The sequence below is a fragment of the Actinoplanes campanulatus genome (assembly GCF_014647795.1).
GTDB classification, from domain to species: domain Bacteria; phylum Actinomycetota; class Actinomycetes; order Mycobacteriales; family Micromonosporaceae; genus Actinoplanes; species Actinoplanes campanulatus.
On record NZ_BMPW01000017.1, the window covers coordinates 168,147 to 187,525 of the forward strand.

Sequence of the window (19,379 nt, forward strand, 5' to 3'; positions counted from 1 at the left end):
CTACTCTCCCGGCGTGTCGGTGGGCAGGAGGCCGACATCGAGCCGGTCGATCGGGCGGCCCTCGTCGATGCACTCGTAGATGTGGATGCCATTGGCGTGGCTGACGACGGACACCACGGAGCAGAGCAGCCCGTTGAGGTCCGCCTGGTAGTTCGCGACGGCCGCCGCGTACGCGGTGACCTGCGGTCCGGTCGGGTCGGCCGGCAGGGTCGGCGGGGTGGCCAACACCACGCTCGCGAACAGATTCGGATCGACGAAGCAGACCCGGATGTCCACGTGCGCCGGCGCGTACCGGTCGACGAAGTCGGCGACCTCCTCGCGCCGGCCCCACGGCGCGAAATCGGTGGTGCCGGGCACGAACAGCGTCGCCGTGTACGGCCGGCCGGTGATCCCGGCACCCGGGGCCTTGTAGTGCTCCAGCAGGTAGGGCAGGTTGGGCGTGGACACCCCGAAGTAGAGCGTGAACCAGCTCAGGAAGCCGCGCGGCGTGCCCCGCCGGCGCCACAGCCGGGCGGACCGGGCCAGGTACTCGCGCCGCCGGGTCAGGCCGGCCTCGTCCCGGCCCCAGCTCGCCGGAAACGCGAAGCTCGCCCACGACGCCACCTGGTCGTACGTGTCGAGGTACGCGGCCAGCAGCGCGTCGGCGCCGGCGTCGTAGGGCAGGTCGTCCGGCCAGCGGAGCACGGCGTCCGGCCCGAGCGTCAGCGGCAGGTCCTCCAGCCGCTCGACGATCGCGTGGTTGAGCTCGTCGGCCAGCCCCAGGTACGCGTCCACCTGCGCGAACGAGACCGCATCGTCCTGGTACACGGCGGGCAGCTGCGCCGCGAGCCGGGTGTAGTCCGGGCTACGCATCGCCGCACCGCCCGGTCAGCGCGAGCCGTACGGTCAGGCAGTTCGCCGCGGCGAGCACCGGGACGGCGTTGGGTGGGATCGGCAGACTGCCGGCGGACTGCGGCAGGAACGACGGGTCCCCCTGGACCTTCATGGCCAGCAGCTCCACCCCCCAGACGTCGGGGTTGCCGGCCATCGCGTCGACCACTTCGGTGAACCGGATCGGTTCGCCGGGGGCCCAGCCGCCGGCCGGCTGGTCGATGCGCGGCCAGGGGCCGTCGACGACCGGCTCGGCGGCCGGCGGGCCGGGCTCCGGCTCGTCGCGGGCGAACAGCGCGGCGATCCGGCCCCGCACGTCGGCGATCACCGCGTCCCGGTCGATGCCGACCGGGCCGACCAGCGTGGCCTGCACCAGGATCGGCGCTTCGGCGAGCAGGCCCGCCCCCACCTCGTCGCCGATGACCCGGCGCGGCGCGAGGTCGTCGACGTCGTCGCGCCAGTCCGGGAACGGCGCGCCCGCCTCCGGGCCGATCGCCGCGGTGAGCACGGCGCGCAGGAAGCCGTCCGAGTTGCCGGTGCCCGTGATCCGCTCGACGATCAGCGTCACGGCGGGCGCCTGCGGGTCGGCGGCGATCTCCGGCGTGGCGCCGGTGGGCAGCCCGTTCCAGGCGATGCCCGGCAGGCGGCCCGGCACTGCCCAGGCCCGGCCGACGCCGGGGTGCGCACGGGCTCGCCGGGCGTAGTCGCCGGCCGTCACCGGCTCGCTGGTCAGCGCCTGGATCGGATGCGGCGGCCAGATCAGCGACCGGCCCCCGGGGTCCTCGAGATGTTCGGGCAGCATGCCCGGCGGCTGCCCGGCCACCGCCATCGCCAGGTCGGCCTCGGTGGCGTCGAGGTCGGCGGCGGCGAGCACGGCGCGGATGGCCGGTGCGGTCATCGCCGTGGCCGCCCGTACCTCGTCGAGCCGGGCGACCAGCGCCTCACGCGACAACCGCCGGCGTTCGCGCCGCACCACCGCGGCGATCTCCTCGGGCCACAGCGGCAGCGTGTGGCGCAGCGTCGCGGCGGCTCGCGCGTCCCGGGCCGCGACGGTGCCCCCACCGGCGCGCTCGGCGGCGACGGCCTCGGCGACGATGTCCGTCTGTTCCTGGGCGATCCGCCGGACCAGCCGTCCCCGCAGCAGCGTGACCACGGCCGGCCGCTGCGGCGCGGTGAACACGCCGGCCCACGGCGGCTTGGACAGCAGCGCCACCGCGTCCGCCTGCGAGGCCGCGGCCCGGACCAGCGACTCCAGCGTGGTCGCCGAGCCCGGCGCGGACGCCGCGAGCGCACCGGCGATCGCGGTGAGCGAGCCGGCCGGGATCGTGCCGTGCCAGTGCCGGTCGGTGTCGGGCGCGAAGGAGCGGGCCTCCAGCGGCCAGGCCTCCATTCGCCGCTGCGCCACCCGGTAGTGCAGGTCGGCCAGTCCGAACGCGGCCGACTCGGCGAGCGTGACGCCGGGGTCGACCGGGTTGTGGTCGGTCCAGGACGGGGGCGTCTCGGCGCCGAGGCGGGCCATGACCCGGGCACGGATCGTCTCCCAGTCGGCATCCGGTGGCTCCGGCACGAACGCCGTCAGGGGCGCCGCCGGTGGGTTGGTCATAGCTGCTCCACACAGGTGAGGTGGTGCGAGGCGGACGAGCAGTACAGACCGCGGCAGGCGTCGACCTCGATGACCTCGACCGGCGCCCCGCCCGCGTCGCGCAGCTCGAACGAGGTCACCACGTCGACGTCGGGCTGCCGTTCGAGGAACGCCACGAGGGTCGAGGCGTACAGCGAGCGTCCCCAGCGCGCCGCCGCGCCGCCGGACGGGTGCAGGAGGGCTTCGAGCGCGGCGGCGATCGCCTCCTTGCCGGCCAGGGCGGCGACGCCCCGGCGCAGCAGCACGGTGGCGACCACCGTGACGGGGGCGTACAGCGGGCAGAGCACCGCGACCCGGGCGCCCATCGGCCGGGTCACGCCGGCCGCCTCGACGATGCGCTCGACGAGGCTGACCGGGGGGTACGGCGCCGGGTCGTCGGGGCGGTCGGGCACGACCACCAGGCCGACCCGGCCGGGTTCGCGGTCGCCGGTCTGGTTGGTGTGCGGCAGGCAGCGCACCGCCGCGACCTCGGGGAAGGTGAGCGCCACCAGCTGCTCGTAGTCCCACGGGGTCAGTGACCGGTCGCGGTGCCGGGCACGGGCCGACGCGCGCGTCCGGTACGCCTGGTCGGACTCGGGGCCACGGCCGCGTACCGAGGCGAGGTCGGTGACCTTCTTGACGCCCCGGACCGGGGTGAGCGTGCCCTTGATGGTGCCGGGCGGCAGCGCCGTGGCGGAGCTCGGGTCGAGGGCCGGGTCGGCCGCGCCGGAGACGAACTCGGCCAGCACCGCGTCGACGACGACGCCGCGCAGGTCGCCGAGGCGGTCCGGCGCCGACGTGACCAGGCGGATCCACCGGCCGGTGGCGGCGCTCACCTCGGTGCAGCCGGCCGGCCAGCCCGGCGGCGCGACGAACCGCAGCAGGCCGGCCTCGCGCAGCTGGCGCGACCCGTCCGCCACGGCCAGCTCGGACCAGGCGGTGCCGTCCCACCACTCCCAGCGGGCGTCGACCGGTTCGGTGGCGCCGCACGGCGCGGCCGAGTCGACGTCGAGGTAGAGCGAGACGCTGGAGCCCAGCGCCGGGTCGGGCAGGTCGAGGCCGATCGCCACCATGCCCGGCGCGCCCAGGTCCGACACCGCCCGCCGGAACGGCCGGAACGTGCCGCTGCCGGCCTGCACCGCGTGCCGCCAGCCGCTGGTCGACTCGACCCGGGTGGCCGGCAACGGTGACGTGGTGTAGCTGATCGTGATGCTGGACGCGATCGGCGGCACCGGCGGCGTCGGCATCACCGGGCCGGTAGGGCCGCCGGCGATCGCCTTGGTGGCGAAGTCCGCGACGCCGGCCTGGTAGGCGGTCCAGCCGAAGTCACCCTGGTGAAGGAAGGCGCGGACGAAGTGGCCCGGTTGCCCGCCGACGGTGAACCGCTCCGAGCCGACCTCGCCGCTGACGGTCGCGGTGACCGAACCGAACCGGTCCATGCCGGGCCCGAAACCGGACCAGTGCCCGTCGACCCGCCGCTGCCAGCGGACCGACGGGTCGCCCGGGTCGGCGAGCAGGGCGCCGATCCGTTCGAGCTCGTCGCGGACGGTCGAGTAGGCGCCGCCGAGCTTCAGCCGGGCCGAGGAGATCTGGGTCGTCATGTACGTCGCGGTCGACGCCGGGATGCCGCTGCCGCCCGCGGACGAGGCCAGGACCCCGTCGCCGGCCTGCATGGTGACCGTGATGGTCAGGCCCGCCAGCGCCTTGCCGAACGCCTCGTCGGAGCGCAGGTAGAACGCGTCGCCCCGCTTGGCGACCGCGCCGAACGGCTGGAACTCCTTGGTGAGGTCGACCGCGCCGTCGTTGTAGAAGGCGGCCTGCGGGACGTACGCGCTGCGGCCGGTGACCTCCACCGTGACCGCGGTGAACCCGAACCCCTCCGGGACCGTCACCCCCGGCGGGATGACGCACTCGATCCACGGTGGGCCGCCGTCCGGGGTCCCGCAGCCGCCGGTCAGCGTGACCGAGACGGTGGCACCGGCGACCACCCCGCCGGTGGTCGGGCTGGTGGTGCCGTCCGTACGCGAGTAACGCCAGACCGCGCCGGTCAGCCCGCTCACGCCGGTGGCGCCGGCGAACGAGAGCCGGGTGGTGAGGGTGCCGTCGGCGAACGCCAGTGCCGGCGAGGAGATCCGCAGCACGTGCGGCGCGTCCGGTCCCTGCGGCACGGCCAGCGGGAACGGCGGGGCGGATGCCGCGACGCCGGGCAGGCCGGCCGCGGAGCCTCCGGGGGCGAGCGAGCGCACCCCGGCGAGGCTCGCGCCGTGGGCGGTCAGCGGGTCGGCCGTCGCGTACCGCCGCTCCTTGCCGAACGCGTCCTTGCCGCCGCGCAGCAGGGTGCCGCGGGGCACCACGGCGGGCGCCAGCTTGGGGTCGACGGTGACGTGCGCGACCACCCGGTCGGGCAGCACCGGCAAGCGCGGGATCCGCAGGATCGCCGCCAGCCACTCCACGTGCAGGCGGTCCGGCAGCGTCGCGGCGTGCGCGTCGAGCTGGGTGTACTCGGCGGCGAGGGCGCGCAGCAGGGCGCGGTCCGGCTGGTGCGGTGCGGACAGCGTGTCCGTGCCGTCGGGGCCGGCCTCGAAGAGGGCGTCGTACCAGGTGCCCCGGTCCAGCGCGGCGAACCGGGCCGCCACGGCGAGGGCCGCGACGACCTGCCCGGGAGTTCGGATCATGCCGCGCCCGCCAGGTAGAACGGGACCACCAGGCTGTTCGGGCGGCGGTGCCGGTCGATCCGGTACTCGATGGTGACGTCGACCCGGTCGTCGGCGTCACCGGCCGGCACCGCGACGACCGCGTCCACGATGACCCGCGGCTCGCCGAGCACCAGCGCCCGGCGTACGTCGTCGGCCAGCCGGTAGCAGGCGTCGGCGGTGCTGGGCTCGAACACGTGCCGGTCGACGCCGGCGCCGAGGCTCGGGCGCATCACCCGGCTGCCGAGCAGGGTGCGCAGCAGGATCACCATCGCCTCCTCGACGTGCTCGGCGCCGTCGTTCAGGGCGACCACGACGGTGCCGTCCGGGGCCGGGGCCCACCGCGGCGGGAACGCCCAGCCCCGGCCGACCTGCGGGTAGTCGCCGGCGGTCATCCGATCACCACCGTGGGGCTGCCGACCGCGACCGAGGCGCCGCAGCCGCACGAGTCGCCGGCGCGCAGCGCGGGCCGGCCCTGGATCAGCACCGTGACGGAGCCGGCCACGAACGGCGACGCGGGCAGGTGCGACGGCGGCGGGATGACGCACACGTGCATGTCCCCCGCCACCGCGGCCGGCATCCCGGCGATGAGCACGGTGGCGACGCCGGGTCCGACGACGGTCCCGCCGTGCACGGTGGTGTCCCCCACCCGGGCGGCTGCCGGCATTGCGCCTCCTAGTTGATGGTGACGAGCGATCCCTTGAGCGCCAGGGACCCGGTCGCCTGGAGGTCGAAGGTCGCGGAACTCTCGATTTTGGACGGCCCGGAGGCCTTGCCCTCGAGTTTGAGCGCGTCGAGCTTGACGGTGCCGGCCGACGACGTGAGCGTGATGTCGCCCTTCGCCGCGGTGAGTTCGATGCCGTCGGCGGAGAGCCGGATGGCGTTGCCCGAGTCGCCGTGGGTCAGCACCAGCTCGGCGTCCTTGTCGTTGAGCACGAGGGTGTTCCCCTTGCCCGAGGCGAGGGTCACCGTCGCGTTGTCGTCGTCCTCGAAGCGCAGCACGTGCCCGCCCGGGGTCATCAGCAGGCGTACGGCGTTGGCCTCCGGGTCGACCGTGATCGGAGGTTGCTGCCTGCCGTTGTAGAGCGAGCCGAGCACGACGGGGGCGGCGGCGTCGCCGTCGACGAAGCCGACCAGCACCTCCTGGCCGACGTCCGGCACCACGACAGTGCCGTACCCGTCGCCGGCGTCGAGGGTGGACAGCCGGGCCCACACGCCGTCGCCGCCGTCCGCGCGCCAGGGCAGGCGGACCCGGACCCGGCAGAGCGAGTCGGGATCGTCCAGCGCCTCGACCACCCCGACGACCAGGCCCGGCCCGGCGGCGGCCGGCGGCGGTGCCAGGGCCGGCGGTGACCCGACCTGGAACTCGGTGCGGTACCCGTCGGCCGAGAGGCGGTGCCGGGCCGCGGTCACGTAGTGCGGGCCGGACATGCGTCGGCCGATGCCGGCGATGGAGACCCAGCCGTCGCAGCGCAGTGCCGGGTCGCCCTGCACCACCCCGGTGCCGAAGTAGTGGGCCAGCGCGGCGATCCGGTGGGCGGCCACCGCCCGCGAGTCGGCCGCATCGGCGGCGGCCACGGCCGGCGACTCGACCCGTACGGTGCGCAACGGCCAGCCGGTGTCGCCGACCGCGGCGTCGTGGGCGGCGCGGTCGCCGAGGTCCATGGCGGCTGCCCCGGCACCCTGTTCGGCCTCGGTCGCCTCCAGCGCGTCGACGTCCCAGGCCACGCCGACCGCGCTGTCGATGGCGCGGGTGAGGTCCTGCGTCAGGTGCAGCTCGACGATCGAGCGGGTGTAGTCCAGCTCGATCGGCTGTTGCGGGGCGGACGGCGGGCGCAGCACCAGCGTCCCGGCGCGTACGTAGGTCACCCAGCCCAGCTCGGCGGCGCGGCGTTTGAGCAGCTCCCAGTCGCTGATCCGGTCGCTCACCACGAACGGCCGGGTCAGCCCGCCGGCGGCGTCGGTGTCCAGGCCGTAGTCGGCGGCGATGGCCGCGGCGACGTCCGCGTCGCTGACGTCGGCGAGCTGCCGTGACCGGGGCGGGTGGTCGAGCAGGATGGACCGGGCGCGCCCCTCGACCCGCAGCAGCGGCCGGCCGCCGCGCGGGAAGTGGGTGGTGAGCGACGCGATCACGCCGTCGAAGACGGTGGTCAGGTCGGCGTGGTAGCCGAGCGAGACCGCGACCGCCGCGCCCGGCTCGAACGGGCCGTCGTCGCTGTGCCGGACCGCCCGGCGGTCGGCGTCCCAGTTCTGCACGAGCAGGGTGAGCCGGCCGTGCCGGCCGACCTCCTCGTGCACGTCGATCTCGACCACGTCGGCGGCGACCAGTGGTTCGAGCGGGCTGCCGGCGACCCGGACCTCGAAGGCCGGCCGGTCGCGCTGCGCCCCGGTCATCGCCGCACCGCCAGCGGCGGCAGGATCAGCAACTGGCCGGTGACCAGGCCGCGGGGGTTGGCCAGCCGGTTGGCCGCGGCGAGCGGGCGCCAGAACGCGGAGTCGCCGTACACCTGGGCGGCGATCGTGTCGAGCCGCTCGCCGTCGCTGACCAGCCAGGTCTGGTACAGATCGGGGGAGCTGGGGCGGTCCTCGGCGGCCACCTCCTCCGGCGACAGCGCCTCCTTGAGGGCGAGCTTGACCGTCGCCCGCAGCGGCTCACCCGTACGGTCGAAGAGCTTGTAGGTCACGTCGGCCTGGGTGAGGACGCCGCGGAAGCTGAACCGCCCCCAGTAGGCGTGCACGTAGTACGGCTGGTGGGTGTCGCCCTGGAACCTGGTGAGCTCGAGCAGCGCATCGAGGCTGCGCCCGATTCCGCCCGGCTCGCCGACCACGCCGGTGCCGTCGAGCAGCAGGTCGAGCTGAATCTGGTCCGGCTCGCCGCCGCTGAACGACTGCTGCGGCGCCGACGTGCCCGCCGACTGGGTGGCCTGGTAGACGTTCTTGCGGGAGAAGGCCAGCTCGGTCGGGTTGAGCTGGGCCTGCCAGCGGATGCCGGCCGGGCGCTCGAAGTTGATGTCCGCGTACGCGTCCAGGGTCAGCTTGGTGAGTTGCAGCTCGGTCAGGTTCATCGGTCCCACTCCCGGCGCAGGATCTCCAGTACGCGCTCGGTGGCCCGGCGGACGATCACCTCCAGGTCGGCGTCGACCGCGGGCTCCCCCGGTGTCGGCGGCACCGGGGACGGCGCCGCCACGACCGTCTCGGTGACGATCTCGCCGATCGTGACCGCCATGTCAGATCACCTGCTTGAGCAGGAGCCCGTGGTGGGCGATCTCGATGGACTCGATGGCCACCGCGGACGACTGCGCGTCGAGGTCCGGTCCGGTGAGCTTGGCCGGCCAGCCCCGGGTGAACGCCCAGACCCGCACCGGCGCCAGCGCGCCGTCCACGGTGCTCATCAGCACCACGGTGCCGTCCCGCGGGACCACCACGCCGGTGACGTGGAACTCGTAGAACCAGCTCCACAGCTCCTGCAGCGGGCCGGCGCCCTGGCTGAGCACCAGGTTGGGAAACGACGCCCGGCTCGGGAACCGGTGCGCGAACCGGTTCTCGCCGCCCTCCTGGTACTCCTCGACGTTCACCTCCCCGGCCAGCCCGGTGCACTTGGAGAAGTTCACCGCGGCCAGGCCGTCGATGGTCAGCACGAAGTGCGCCGTGATGTACGGCTCGACGGTGGGCGACGCGAACGGCAGCACCCTGTCACCTGGTCTCGATCTCGATGCCCTCGCAGGCGAACTCGAGGCTCTCGATGGCGACGTCGGTGCCGGTCGACTTGAGGCCGGGGCCCTCCAGCTTGACCGGCCAGGCCGCCTTGATCTTCCAGGTCATCACCGGCTCGCTCACCTCGTTGAGCAGGCTGATGCTCACGTCCCGGCGCTCCACCGCGCCGACCGTGATCGAGTTGTACCACTGGAACAACCCGTTGCCGGCCTCGGCCGGGGCGATGCCGCGCTTGAGCGTGACGTTCGAGAACTTGCGCAGGCCGGGCTGCTTGTGCGTGGAGAACTGCAGGTCGGCGCCGCCGCGGTACTCGATGACCTCGGCCTCCAGGGTGAGCCCGCTCACCTCGGAGAAGCTGGTCGTTCCCCGCTCCTGGTCGCCCCAGTCGACGACGAAGTGCAGTGTGGACAGCGGATACATCGATCAGGCTCCTTCGCGGATCACTCGGACAGCCGCTTGTGGCTGAAGCGGAACACGACGAACTCGGCGGGCTTGGCGGGCGCGATCGCCACCTCGGTGATGATCAGGCCCAGGTCGATGTCGGCTTCGGTCATCGTCTCGCCGAGGCCGACCCGCACCCGGTAGGCCTGCTCGGGTTTGGTGCCCGCCAGCGCGCCGGCCCGCCACTGCTGGTCGAGGAAGTTCTCCACCGACACCTTGATGCGGATCCAGGTACGCGCGGTGTTGGGCTCGAAGACCACCCACTGGGTCGCCCGGTCCACCGAGGTCTCGATCATGTTGAACAACCGCCGGACGTTGACGTAACGCCACTGGGTGTCGTCGGTCGCGTTGCGGGCGCCCCAGAGCCGGGTGCCGCGGCCGGGGAACGCCCGGATGAGGTTGACCCCGCCGGGGTTGAGCAGGTCCTGCCGCCGCTGGGTGTAGCTCTGCGACAGCCCGACGATGCCGGTGACCGCCTCGTTGCCGGGCGCCTTGTGCACGCCGCGGAGCCGGTCGGTGCGGGCGAACACCCCCGCGACGAAGCCGGACGGCGGCACCGTCGTGAACCGGTCGCGCGAGTCCGGGTCGATCGAGACGATCCTCAGGTGCGGGGCGTACACGGCGGCGTGGGTCGACGCGAGCGTCGTGTTGCGCCACGCCAGCAGCGCGGCGTCGTCGTCCTCGTCCGGCGCGTCGACGATGGCGAACCGGCGGAACTCCTCGCAGTGCGCGACGATCTGGCCCACCAGGTCGGCGCGCAGCAGCGGGTCGCCGACCGTCACCAGGTCCGGGCAGATCACCATGGCCGGCTCCGGCACCTCCTCGAGGCGGGCGAGCCCGGACCGGAAGTCGTCGTTGGTGGCGGGCTTGTCCGCGCCGATCCTGTCGGGGGTCACGTAGAACGGGGCGGCCGCGAGCGACACGGCCGGCGCGCCGGCGGCCCGGGGCGCGACCCGGATCAGCGCGGAGACGCCGTTGACGACGTCGTCCTTGGCGAAGTACCGCGGGTGGTCCTCACTCAGCGACAGGCCGGTGAAGCTCTCCGCAACGGCGCCGTTCACCGCCACGGTGACCGCGAACCGCTCGGCGCCCACCGAGGCGCTCTCCACGGCGTACAGCCCGAAGCGCCGCTGGGTGTTGTCGCTGACCGCGGTCGAGGCCGGGAAGCGCAGCACGTACGTGTCACCGCCGGCCGGCGCCACGTCGGTGATCGCGGCGAACGCGGTGCCGATCGCCAGCCGGTCGCCGGGCCGCGGCGCCACCGCGCAGCGCACGGCGAGGCCCTCGTCCGCGTCCGCCTGCAGGGTGAAGGCCGCGTCGGTGTACGTGTGCGCCGCGTTCGGCGTCGGCGCGAGCGTGAACCCGGTCGGGGTACGGGTCGCCACGACAGCGGTGGCGCCGGTACCCGTGTAGGTGACCTGCGCGCCCAACGGCAGGAAGCCGTACCCGTTGGCGACGTCCGGGGCGGTCAGGTCGGTGATGCTCAGCCCGCTGTCGGCGAGCAGCACCGCGAACACCGGCGCGTTGACCGTCACCGGGCCGCTGGGCGGCGGCGCCGAGCCGACGACGTCGAAGCGGTTGGAGGTCCAGACCGCGGCCCGGCCGTCGCTCGTGGTGATACGGGCGGCGGCGCTCTGCGGCGCGGACGCGGACAGGTCCGCCGAAACCGGCGCGGTCAGCGGGCGTTCGAACGCGAGCGCCGACAGCGGAACCGACGTGCTGAGCGGCGAGCCGGAGGGCTGGTTGGCCACGATCGCGGTGGCCGGGAAGTTCGCCCGCCGCAGTACGAAGGCGGCGCCCGGCACGCTGCCGAGGGCGGCGTCGAGGGCCAGCCGCACCGCGCTGCCGGCGGTGGCCACATCGGTGACCCGGGCCGCCGACCGGGTGCCGTTCGGGTGGGTGGCCACGACGACGTCGCCCACCCGGAAGCCCTTGCCGGTGGCGAGGTACACCGACGGCGTGCCGGAGGCCGCGGCGCTGGCCACGACAGACCCGGTGGTCATCGCGGCGGCGCCGGCCGAACTCAGCGTGATCGCGTTCGGGGTCAGCGACACCACCGTCGCGGTCACCGGCGCGGCGGCCGAACCCGACGCCGGCACCGGGACGAGGGCCAGCGTGTCACCGGGCCGCAGCCCGGTGGTGGAGGCCACCTGGAGCACGTGCTCGCCGGAGCTGGTGACCGAGACCGCCGGCCCGGTGGTCGTCGCCCGGTAGAACGCGCCCGACGCCCCCGCGACGTCCGGGCGCACCTCGACGGTGAGCGCGTTGCCCCAGGTGCCCGGCGAACTGGCGGTGATGGCGAAGCTCTGCGTACCGGAGAGGTCGAACGCCTTCCAGGACGCCTCCGAGGAGGGATCCACCCGGACCACCCAGGCGGCCGGGCCGCCGTTCTCGAAGAAACCGAAGACCGACTCCGCCAGGTAGCCGCGGGCCGAGGCGGCTCCGAACGTACGGACGAAGTCCGCCCAGCCGGTGACGCGGGTCGGCGTGAGGACCGGTCCTTTGCGGGCGGTGCCGAGTACCGCCACGACACTTGTCGGTGCGGCGGCGATCGGCTGTGGTCCCGACGAGACCTCCTCTATGTAGACCCCCGGAGACAGGTAGGTCACAGTGCCCTCCTCGGTTCTGCGTTCAGTTCGTGTCGATCAGACGGATACGGGTGGCGGTTCTCGTCAGATCCATGGACAGGGTCCGCAGCGGGTTGCCGTCGACCAGCAGGTCCATCGGGGTGAAGGCGGCCGGCCACGGCACCGCGGCCGACCGGTACACGCCAGGCTCCTCCTCGGCCAGGTGGACCACCGGCTTCGGTACGGGCCCGGAGGTGGCCAGGCAGGTGAGGGTGCGCCCGGTACGCGGCGCGTCGGTTGCGGCCGTAGTGAGCACGACGGTCAGGGTCATCGGCACCGGTTGCAGCGGCACCTCGATCTCGGCCTCGGTGAGGTCGACCAGCACCGTGCCCGGCGGCCGGCCCGGCACCGGCGCGAACTCCAGCAGGTCGCGCTGCGGGCCGGCCACGGTGACCGCGAGCCGAGGGGGTTGCGCCGGCTCGGCCGCGTCGGTACGGGCGAAGACCACGACCGCGTCCGGCAGGGTCCGCACGCCCCACCCGCGCGGCGCCGGTTGCAGCCGGGCGGTCAGGCCGGTGACGGCCCGGCCGGTCGAGGCGTGCACCAGCCGTACGTGGTGCCGCAGCCGGGTGGTGACGGACGCGAGCATCACGGCACCGCCACGTAGTCGATGCGGTGCTCGCGGACCCGGCCGGCGCCGTCACGCTCCAGCACCGGGATGGGTGCCACGTCGACCTCGTAGAACACCGACAGCCGGCCGGGTCGCCCGAGCGCGCCCCAGATCTGGTTGCGCTCGTCGTGCCCGGGCCCGACGAGCCGGATCACGATGCTGTCCACCTGGTCCGCCAGCGACGGCGCCAGGTCGGGCGGGCGCAGGATCGGCATGGTGTGGAACGCCTGGACCACCCGGCCGAGGCGGCTCTGCGCCTCGTCGTGCACCCCGGTGAAGGTGACCAGGTAATGCAGCTTGAGCGACAGCGGCGCCCGCACCAGGCCGGCGGCGCCCTCGACGAGCGGACGGTTGCGCAGGTGGGCGTGCTCCTCGGCGGCGAGCAACGCGAGAATGCCTTTGGCGTCGGGAAGCGCCACCTTGTCCGCCTGCGACAGCGAATGGTGCACCACCCAGGAGCCGAGATCCGGCGTCGCCTGGTGGATGACGTCCCGCAGCGCCTCGCTCACCTCGAGGATCACGATCGCTCCCAGCGCGCCGGGCGGATGCCCTCCGCGTCCAGGCGCACCGCGATGATCTGCGCGATCTCGGCGAACGATCCCACGTAGTGCTCCTCGTCGGTGGCCATGTCCACAACCCGGGCGCGGATCACGGTGGGCAGCCCCTCGATCTCGCGAGGCTCCGCCCACACGTCGACGAGGAATCGGTACTTCCACGCAGTCGCCACCAGGACCGTGACCCTTCTCTCGACAGCCACGCTGTCAAGGGCCGCTCACCGGAGGGTCACCGTGATCCCGCGGTGCGATCACCGCGGGATCACGGTCAGGACATCCGCCGGAGCCGGCCGAGGGCGCGGTCGATGGTCTCGGTCAGCCGGCCGACCTCGCGGCGGGCCCGCTCCAGTTCGGCCGTGAGCGCCGCGACGCTCGCGGACCGGCTCCTGTCGTGGCGGGCCAGCCGGGCGTACAGCGCGACGGTCTCCGGCATCGGATCGGCGCCGAGCTCATCGAGCAACACCATGCGGCAGCGCTCGAACTGCCGCTCCACCAGGTCGTCGCGGCCGGCATCGGCGTACGCGGTCATCAGGTGCCTGTGCACGTCCTCGCGCAGTGGCTCCAGCCCCAGGGCCAGTTCGCCGAACCGGGTCACCGCCGCCACGTCGCCGCGCTCACCGTGGTGCCGCACGAGGCAGTCGAGCGTGCTGAGATAGAGGTTCTCGATCCGGTTGCGGTGCGCCAGCACCCACTCGTCGTGGCAGGCTTCGAGCAGTTCGCCGCAGTACATCGAGGCGGCCGTCTCGAGCCGGGCGGCATCCGCCTCGGTCACCGTGGCCTCGTCACGCTGCAGCACCGGCGCGACCAGATCCTGAAAGACGGACGCGTCGACGGTGACGCCCGCCGCCGCGTCCAGGCCGACGCACGGGCCGCCCACGTTGGCGATGACCTCGACACCGACGTTCGACCGGATCTCCGACCGGAGTCGCCAGAGCGCGGTGTTGAGGCGGCGCCGGGCGGTGCCGGTAGAGCAGTCCGCGAACAGCTGGGCCGCAGCGACCGACCGGGGCCGCCCACCGCTCGGGGCGAGGGCCAGGTAGGCGAAGACCATGGTGGCGCTGGGCGAGAGGGTGACGGGTTCGTCCCGCGCGACGACCGTCGGCATGCCGAATAGGTTGAGACGCAGGCCCGAATCCAACACCGCGATCCCCCCACACACAGCAACGATGTCGTGTCGGCTGAGGAGAGCGTACGCACCCGGAATCCGCCCCGCCACGCCGCAATGGGCTGGACCCCGTCGAGTTCACCCGTTCCACGTCGCCGGTCCCGGCCGTTCGCGACGGTCGCAGGGCGCCGTTTTCAGTGCGGGAACGGGACCCGGGGGCGGGGGTCGATCTCGTCGCGGAACCGTTCGATGAGGTGGCTGACCTGGAGCATGTCGTCGGTGCCGCGGATCCGGTCCAGGTAGAGCGACCGGGCCGCCAGGCCGGGCAGGTCGAACGTGAAGTACATGGCCATCAGGGGGTTCACGAACAGCGGCGTCCCGCCTGTGCGGCCGTCCAGCGGCACGTCCCCGGAGGCGCCGGTCAGAGCCGCGGCGATCTGTCCGTTGACGATGCTGGACCGGCCGGGCGTGCTCGTGCGGGCGTGTTCGACGGCGTCGCGGTAGAGGGCCGCCTCCCGGCCGTGCGACGGCACCGTGAACGCGCCCAGGTAGTGGCCGTCGCGGTCGAGGGCGGCGATGTTCTCCAGCACCTGCACGTGGTTGATGCCGTGGTAGGCGTCGATGCCGAACCCGATGGACGCCACCAGCCGGGTCGGCACCGGGGTGGCGGCCACCGCGGCGAGGCTCGTCGCGTCCTCGACCGGGGTGCCCAGGGCGGCCTCGTCGCCGCGCATCAGGATGTCGGTGCCGCCGTCGACCAGGATGATCGCGTCCAGGTCGAGCCGTTTCGCCAGCCTGCGGTAGGCGGCGCGCAGGGGGCGTACGCCGGTGCGGGGAAAGGCGTGGACCGTGGACGGCAGGCTGTGCCGGGCCAGCCAGCGGGCCAGGGTCCGCTCCGGGAAGTAGTCCTCCGGGCCGACGGTGCCGGCGGTGATCGCCGCTACCCCGGGTTCCCGCCAGACGCCTCTGTCGAGGGCGTGCAGGTTCACGATCGAGAGGCTGCCGAAGTGGACCGTCCGGCCGGTGCTCTGCAGGGCCAGGGCCAGCGGTAGCCCGGCGTAGACGTCGAACCCGCCGCCGGCGCCCGCGATCAGCACGCGTCGCGCGTCCGAGAGTGCTTCGAAGAACGGCAGTCGCCACACGTGCCCATGATCGTGACTCGTGCCGTGGCACGCACCCTCTATTACATCCTAGGAGGATAGGTTGGGCCTCTTCGATAGAGTGCCGGCTATGGGAGCGCTGCGGCTCGAGCCGATGACCCACGAGCAGTTCCGGTCCTACCGGGAGGAGACGGTCCGCTCCTACGCCGCCGATCTGGCCGGCACCGGCCTCACCCCGGAGGACGCTCTCATCCAGGCCGAACAGAGCACCGCCACCCTGCTGCCGGACGGGCTGGCGACACCCGGCCATCACCTGTGGACCGGCTGGGACGGCGACCTCGAGGCCGGTGTGCTGTGGATGCGCGTCCGCACCGAGGCCGACGGCCCGCACGCGTTCATCTTCGACTTCTTCATCCACGAGGCGGTCCGCCGCAAGGGGTACGGCCGGGAGCTGATGCGGGCGGCCGAGGCCCGGTGCCGGGAGCTCGGCGTCGTGTCGATCGGGCTGCACGTCTTCGCCCACAACCCGGGCGCCCATGCCCTGTACGAGCAGATGGGTTTCCGGACCACGTCGTACAACATGGCCAAGAGCCTCGTCCCGTGACTGATGGGCTGGACGCCGCCCGCCGGGGCCGGCCGCACCACCCCGACCGCGCGACGGACGGCGGCGAGGGGACCCGGTTCGAGGTGTTCGTGGAGCGGCTGGACGCCGTTTCGTGGGACCGGCTGCATCACGCGTACGGCATCGCCGACGACGTGCCGGACATGCTGCGGGCGCTGCGCGACCCCGACCCTGAGATACGGGGCGATGCCCTCGGCGGCCTGCACGCCACCGTCCTGCATCAGGGCACCCGGTTCGAGGCCAGCCAGGAGGTCGTGCCGTTCCTGGTCGCGTTGATCGACGATCCGGCGACACCCGACCGGGGCGACCTGCTGCGGTTGTTCACCGGCCTCGCGATCGGCGACCGGCGCGACGACCGGCTGCCGTTCGACCCGGCCACCGAGCTAACCGCGGCGGCCCGGCTCGACGGTGTAGCCACGGCCGCCGACCGGCTCGACGGCGCGGACACGGCCGCTCTGGTACGGCGCTTCCACGCGGAGCAGGACGCGGACGACTTCTCCGGCGAGGAGTTCGAGCTGCTGAACCTGCTGGCCACCCGATGGGAGGACGACTGCTACCACCGGGCGGCCGCCTTCCAGGACGTCATCGTGTCCTGGATCGGCGACCCGGACGACGCCGTGGCGGCTCGGGCGGCCGCCCTGGCGGCGTGGTTCCCGCTGAACACCGCGACCGTCCAGGCGTGGCTGGCCGTCCCGGCGTCCCGCGAACAGCCCCGGGCCAGCGCCAACCTGGCCCTCGCCCACACCCTCCTCGAGGATCCCCGGATCGACCGTCTGCTCGACAGTCTCCTCGACACCGATCCCCGGACCGATCCGAGGAATGATGCTGGGATCGGTGCCGGAATCGTCACGGTCACGGCGGCGGTCGCCACGGCGTACCGGAAAGGCGAAGCCCTCTCCCCCGCGGCCTTGACCGTGCTGATCGAGACCGCCCACCGCGACCCGATCGGCGAGGTGACCGGCTGGAGCCGAGCCTTGCGCGGTTTCGTGATGCTCGCCCTGCACCGCCTCGACCTGCACGTCTGAGACTCACCGCCGCCGTCCGTGCGCCGCCGCCCAGGCGATGGCCGCGACAGCAGCCCACAGCTCCACGACCGTGTGCACCGGCCCCGCAATCAGCGGCCACCGCGCACAACCCACCGACCGTGCGCCCCCACCCACGCCGTAACCACGACAGCAGCACACGCAATCGCCGCCGTGCGCGCCTACCTTGACGTCGAGGTGGCCACGGATCGGGCCCTCGCACCAACGCTGTGGGCGCGTCCCGCACTGGATGTTCGTTCACCACGTGGGAAGGCGGGCTGGTCAGCCCAGGGTCAGCGGGCGTAGGCCGGCCGCGTCGAGGCGGTCTCGCTCGACGGGGGTGAGCGGGGCGCGGCCGGTGGCCTTGCGGATCACTGTGAGTGGGTCCCCGCCGAGGGCGGCGACCGACTCGCGCCACAGCGGGCCGAACAGCAGGGCGAGCACCCTCTCCCCCGCCGGCCCGGTGAGCCACGGCGGCACGCCGGCGGCGTCGGCCACATCGACTCCGTGAACCGTGGTCTCCACGATGCGGGTGAGCAGGAAGTCGCCGAGCAGCATGGCGTCGGCGTGGCGGGTTCGCACCAGACGGTCGTCCGGTTCGGGAGAGCAGACCGTGCGCACCTGGGCGGCGACGTCGGCGAGGCGGGTGGCGAGGTCGCCGGTGAGGGCCTGGGCGGTGCGCACCCGTTCGGCGTTGGCCTCGGCGCCGAAGCGGTCGTCGGCGCGGTAGTAGCCGGTCGCGCTCACGTCGGCGGTCTCGGGCTCGGGCGCGGCGACCATCGCGGGCACCCGGCCGAGCACGGTGATCACGTGCCCAACGACGTCGCGGACCGTCCACGGCGTACAGCGGGTGGGCAGGTCCCAGGCGGACGGTGGCAGGGCACGCAACGCCCGCACGAAGGCTTCACACTCGGCGTCCAGCGCCGCCCGCACTGAGATGATCATGAGAGGAGCAGCATACGGCCGTAACGCACCCGGTAGCGGTCCGGGCCGGCCGCTCCGGGATCGTCACGGGTTGAGCAGCATGCGGGCGTAGTGGGTCTGATAGCGGTCCAGGGTGGGCCCGGCGTCGGCGGTGGCGACCCGCTCGATGGCGTCGAAGACCCGGCGGTAGCTGCGGACGATACGGCGGCCGCGGGAGATCATGCTGGTGTTGAAGAGGTCGACCAGGACGCAGCGGTCGTCGGCCAGGTAGAAGCCGTGGTAGGGCGCGATGGGCCACTCGGCGTCGTCGGGGACGATCCGCAGGGTCACGTTGGGGTAGGCGGCGACCTCGCGGATCCGGCCGATCTGGGCGATCATCTCGGCGGGGCGGCCGATCCGGTTGCGCAGGACCGCTTCGGTGATCAGGAAGACGAAGGCGCGGTCCGGCAGGAGCAGGATCTGGTTGCGGTTCATCCGGGCGGTGACCGCCTCGGAGACCGCGACCGCGGAGTCGGCGACGCGGGCGTCGTCCAGCTCGGTGTGCAGGTCGGACATGACGGCCCGGGCGTACTCGCTGGTTTGCAGCAGGCCGGGCACCACCGCGGGCTGGAAGACGCGGTGTTCCAGGGTGGAGACCTCGAGCTGGCGCAGGTCGCGCTGGCGCTCGGCGAGGCCGAGGTGGGCGGGCCGCCAGTCGGTGAGCCGGTTGTCGGCGTGTTCGGCGCGGGTGACGAGCTGGTCGACCTCGTCGGGTGGCAGGCCGAGCTCCTCGGCGAGCAGGCGCACGTCGGCGGGTTCGGCGGCGACGGCGCCGGTCTCCAGCCGGGAGATCTTGGCCTGGCTCATCCCGACGCGTTCGCCGAGGGCCTGGCCGGGGATCCGCTTGCTCTTGCGCAGGCGGGCGAGGACGACGCCGACGGGTTCGTCGGTGGTCCGGCCGAGGGAGTCGGGCGAGCCGCTCATGTGTGGTGACCCGCCTCCCTCCACGCGTGCTTGGCTCCGATCTTAGGTGTCCGCCCGCACCGCGGCGGCGAGCAGTTCCGCCGGGATCTCGACGAGTTGCTCGCCGTCGGGCAGGTCGAGGTCCACGCTGTCGGCGGAAACCGTGTATCCCTGGACGATCAGGGTGCCCCGGTCCGTGCGATAGACGGTCGGGCAGCTGCCGCCGCCGCAGAGCGTGGTGAGCAGGGTCAATTCGGGCGTTTCGCCGCTATTATCGTGATTTGACACGGCCTCTGATGATACGCGGCCTTGCGAATATTCGGGCCGGACCTCACTCAAACACACCCAAAGGCGTAGCCGCGTCATCGGTTCGGGCGATTGCGCGCTCCGCGCACGGTCCGCTCATTCATTCTCGCGAATAGCCGTTGTGACCTTCGCGCATAGAGCCGCATATTCGTAGCAGAGAGTCACGGAATCGTCACGACATCGCGGTCGGCAGGTTCTCGACATCGGGGTCAAGGCTCTCGGTAGGTG

21 protein-coding genes are annotated in these 19,379 nt (G+C 73.3%); 2 read left to right on the forward strand and 19 right to left on the reverse strand.

All coding sequences use genetic code 11. The features are described from left to right. The 16 genes from IEZ13_RS30000 to IEZ13_RS30075 form a co-directional block, all read right to left on the reverse strand. Positions 1-852, reverse strand: a complete 852-nt coding sequence (locus IEZ13_RS30000; protein WP_183224666.1) for a hypothetical protein — start codon at positions 850-852, stop codon at positions 1-3. Beyond that, positions 845-2,473 (reverse strand): hypothetical protein, encoded by a 1,629-nt coding sequence (locus tag IEZ13_RS30005; protein ID WP_183224667.1) that lies wholly within the window; start codon positions 2,471-2,473, stop codon positions 845-847. The genes IEZ13_RS30000 and IEZ13_RS30005 overlap by 8 nt, the downstream gene beginning before the upstream one ends. Further along, entirely contained in the window at positions 2,470-5,166 is a 2,697-nt protein-coding gene (locus tag IEZ13_RS30010) for a baseplate J/gp47 family protein (protein ID WP_183224668.1), read from the reverse strand. Before IEZ13_RS30010 ends, IEZ13_RS30005 begins: the two co-directional genes overlap by 4 nt. Next, the gene (locus IEZ13_RS30015; RefSeq protein ID WP_183224669.1) at positions 5,163-5,579 is read right to left on the reverse strand and encodes a GPW/gp25 family protein; all 417 of its coding nucleotides are present in this window, start codon (positions 5,577-5,579) and stop codon (positions 5,163-5,165) included. Before IEZ13_RS30015 ends, IEZ13_RS30010 begins: the two co-directional genes overlap by 4 nt. Then, on the reverse strand, positions 5,576-5,851 hold the full coding sequence (locus IEZ13_RS30020) for a PAAR domain-containing protein (RefSeq protein ID WP_183224670.1): 276 nt from the start codon (positions 5,849-5,851) through the stop codon (positions 5,576-5,578). Before IEZ13_RS30020 ends, IEZ13_RS30015 begins: the two co-directional genes overlap by 4 nt. A gap of 8 nt (positions 5,852-5,859) precedes the next feature. After that, a complete protein-coding gene (locus IEZ13_RS30025; protein WP_183224671.1) occupies positions 5,860-7,578 on the reverse strand; it encodes a phage baseplate assembly protein V in 1,719 nt (572 codons plus the stop codon). Next, entirely contained in the window at positions 7,575-8,249 is a 675-nt protein-coding gene (locus IEZ13_RS30030; RefSeq protein ID WP_183224672.1) for a CIS tube protein, read from the reverse strand. The genes IEZ13_RS30025 and IEZ13_RS30030 overlap by 4 nt, the downstream gene beginning before the upstream one ends. Beyond that, complete coding sequence (locus IEZ13_RS30035) at positions 8,246-8,410, reverse strand: hypothetical protein (RefSeq protein WP_183224673.1); 165 nt, start codon at positions 8,408-8,410, stop codon at positions 8,246-8,248. Before IEZ13_RS30035 ends, IEZ13_RS30030 begins: the two co-directional genes overlap by 4 nt. 1 nt (position 8,411) lies before the next feature. Beyond that, a complete protein-coding gene (locus tag IEZ13_RS30040; protein WP_183224674.1) occupies positions 8,412-8,873 on the reverse strand; it encodes a phage tail protein in 462 nt (153 codons plus the stop codon). 4 nt (positions 8,874-8,877) lie between these two features. Further along, positions 8,878-9,318, reverse strand: coding sequence for a phage tail protein (locus tag IEZ13_RS30045; RefSeq protein WP_183224675.1), 441 nt, complete (start codon positions 9,316-9,318; stop codon positions 8,878-8,880). Between the two features lie 20 nt (positions 9,319-9,338). After that, positions 9,339-11,948 carry a phage tail sheath subtilisin-like domain-containing protein gene (locus IEZ13_RS30050; protein WP_183224676.1) on the reverse strand — a complete coding sequence of 870 codons (2,610 nt, stop codon included), beginning with the start codon at positions 11,946-11,948 and terminating at the stop codon, positions 9,339-9,341. Between the two features lie 22 nt (positions 11,949-11,970). Next, entirely contained in the window at positions 11,971-12,555 is a 585-nt protein-coding gene (locus tag IEZ13_RS30055) for a hypothetical protein (RefSeq protein WP_183224677.1), read from the reverse strand. After that, positions 12,555-13,097, reverse strand: a complete 543-nt coding sequence (locus IEZ13_RS30060) for a Pvc16 family protein (protein ID WP_183224678.1) — start codon at positions 13,095-13,097, stop codon at positions 12,555-12,557. The genes IEZ13_RS30055 and IEZ13_RS30060 overlap by 1 nt, the downstream gene beginning before the upstream one ends. Next, positions 13,094-13,303 carry a hypothetical protein gene (locus IEZ13_RS30065; protein WP_183224768.1) on the reverse strand — a complete coding sequence of 70 codons (210 nt, stop codon included), beginning with the start codon at positions 13,301-13,303 and terminating at the stop codon, positions 13,094-13,096. Before IEZ13_RS30065 ends, IEZ13_RS30060 begins: the two co-directional genes overlap by 4 nt. A gap of 95 nt (positions 13,304-13,398) precedes the next feature. After that, entirely contained in the window at positions 13,399-14,235 is an 837-nt protein-coding gene (locus IEZ13_RS30070; protein WP_183224679.1) for an AfsR/SARP family transcriptional regulator, read from the reverse strand. Between the two features lie 194 nt (positions 14,236-14,429). Continuing rightward, positions 14,430-15,377 (reverse strand): DUF1152 domain-containing protein, encoded by a 948-nt coding sequence (locus IEZ13_RS30075; RefSeq protein ID WP_183224680.1) that lies wholly within the window; start codon positions 15,375-15,377, stop codon positions 14,430-14,432. A gap of 88 nt (positions 15,378-15,465) precedes the next feature. Here IEZ13_RS30075 and IEZ13_RS30080 point away from each other — a divergent pair, with 88 nt between their 5' ends. Together IEZ13_RS30080 and IEZ13_RS30085 are read left to right on the forward strand one after the other, a co-directional pair. Next, positions 15,466-15,939, forward strand: a complete 474-nt coding sequence (locus IEZ13_RS30080; protein ID WP_183224681.1) for a GNAT family N-acetyltransferase — start codon at positions 15,466-15,468, stop codon at positions 15,937-15,939. Further along, a complete protein-coding gene (locus IEZ13_RS30085) occupies positions 15,936-16,982 on the forward strand; it encodes a hypothetical protein (RefSeq protein ID WP_183224682.1) in 1,047 nt (348 codons plus the stop codon). The genes IEZ13_RS30080 and IEZ13_RS30085 overlap by 4 nt, the downstream gene beginning before the upstream one ends. Before the next feature lie 279 nt (positions 16,983-17,261). Here IEZ13_RS30085 and IEZ13_RS30090 read toward each other — a convergent pair whose 3' ends face one another. The 3 genes from IEZ13_RS30090 to IEZ13_RS30100 all read right to left on the reverse strand — a co-directional run bounded on the left by IEZ13_RS30090 (position 17,262) and on the right by IEZ13_RS30100 (position 19,133). Further along, positions 17,262-17,924 carry a maleylpyruvate isomerase family mycothiol-dependent enzyme gene (locus IEZ13_RS30090; protein WP_183224683.1) on the reverse strand — a complete coding sequence of 221 codons (663 nt, stop codon included), beginning with the start codon at positions 17,922-17,924 and terminating at the stop codon, positions 17,262-17,264. Between the two features lie 63 nt (positions 17,925-17,987). Continuing rightward, complete coding sequence (locus IEZ13_RS30095) at positions 17,988-18,866, reverse strand: helix-turn-helix domain-containing protein (RefSeq protein WP_183224684.1); 879 nt, start codon at positions 18,864-18,866, stop codon at positions 17,988-17,990. A gap of 42 nt (positions 18,867-18,908) precedes the next feature. Next, positions 18,909-19,133 carry a hypothetical protein gene (locus IEZ13_RS30100; RefSeq protein ID WP_229795210.1) on the reverse strand — a complete coding sequence of 75 codons (225 nt, stop codon included), beginning with the start codon at positions 19,131-19,133 and terminating at the stop codon, positions 18,909-18,911. Positions 19,134-19,379 lie beyond the last annotated feature (246 nt).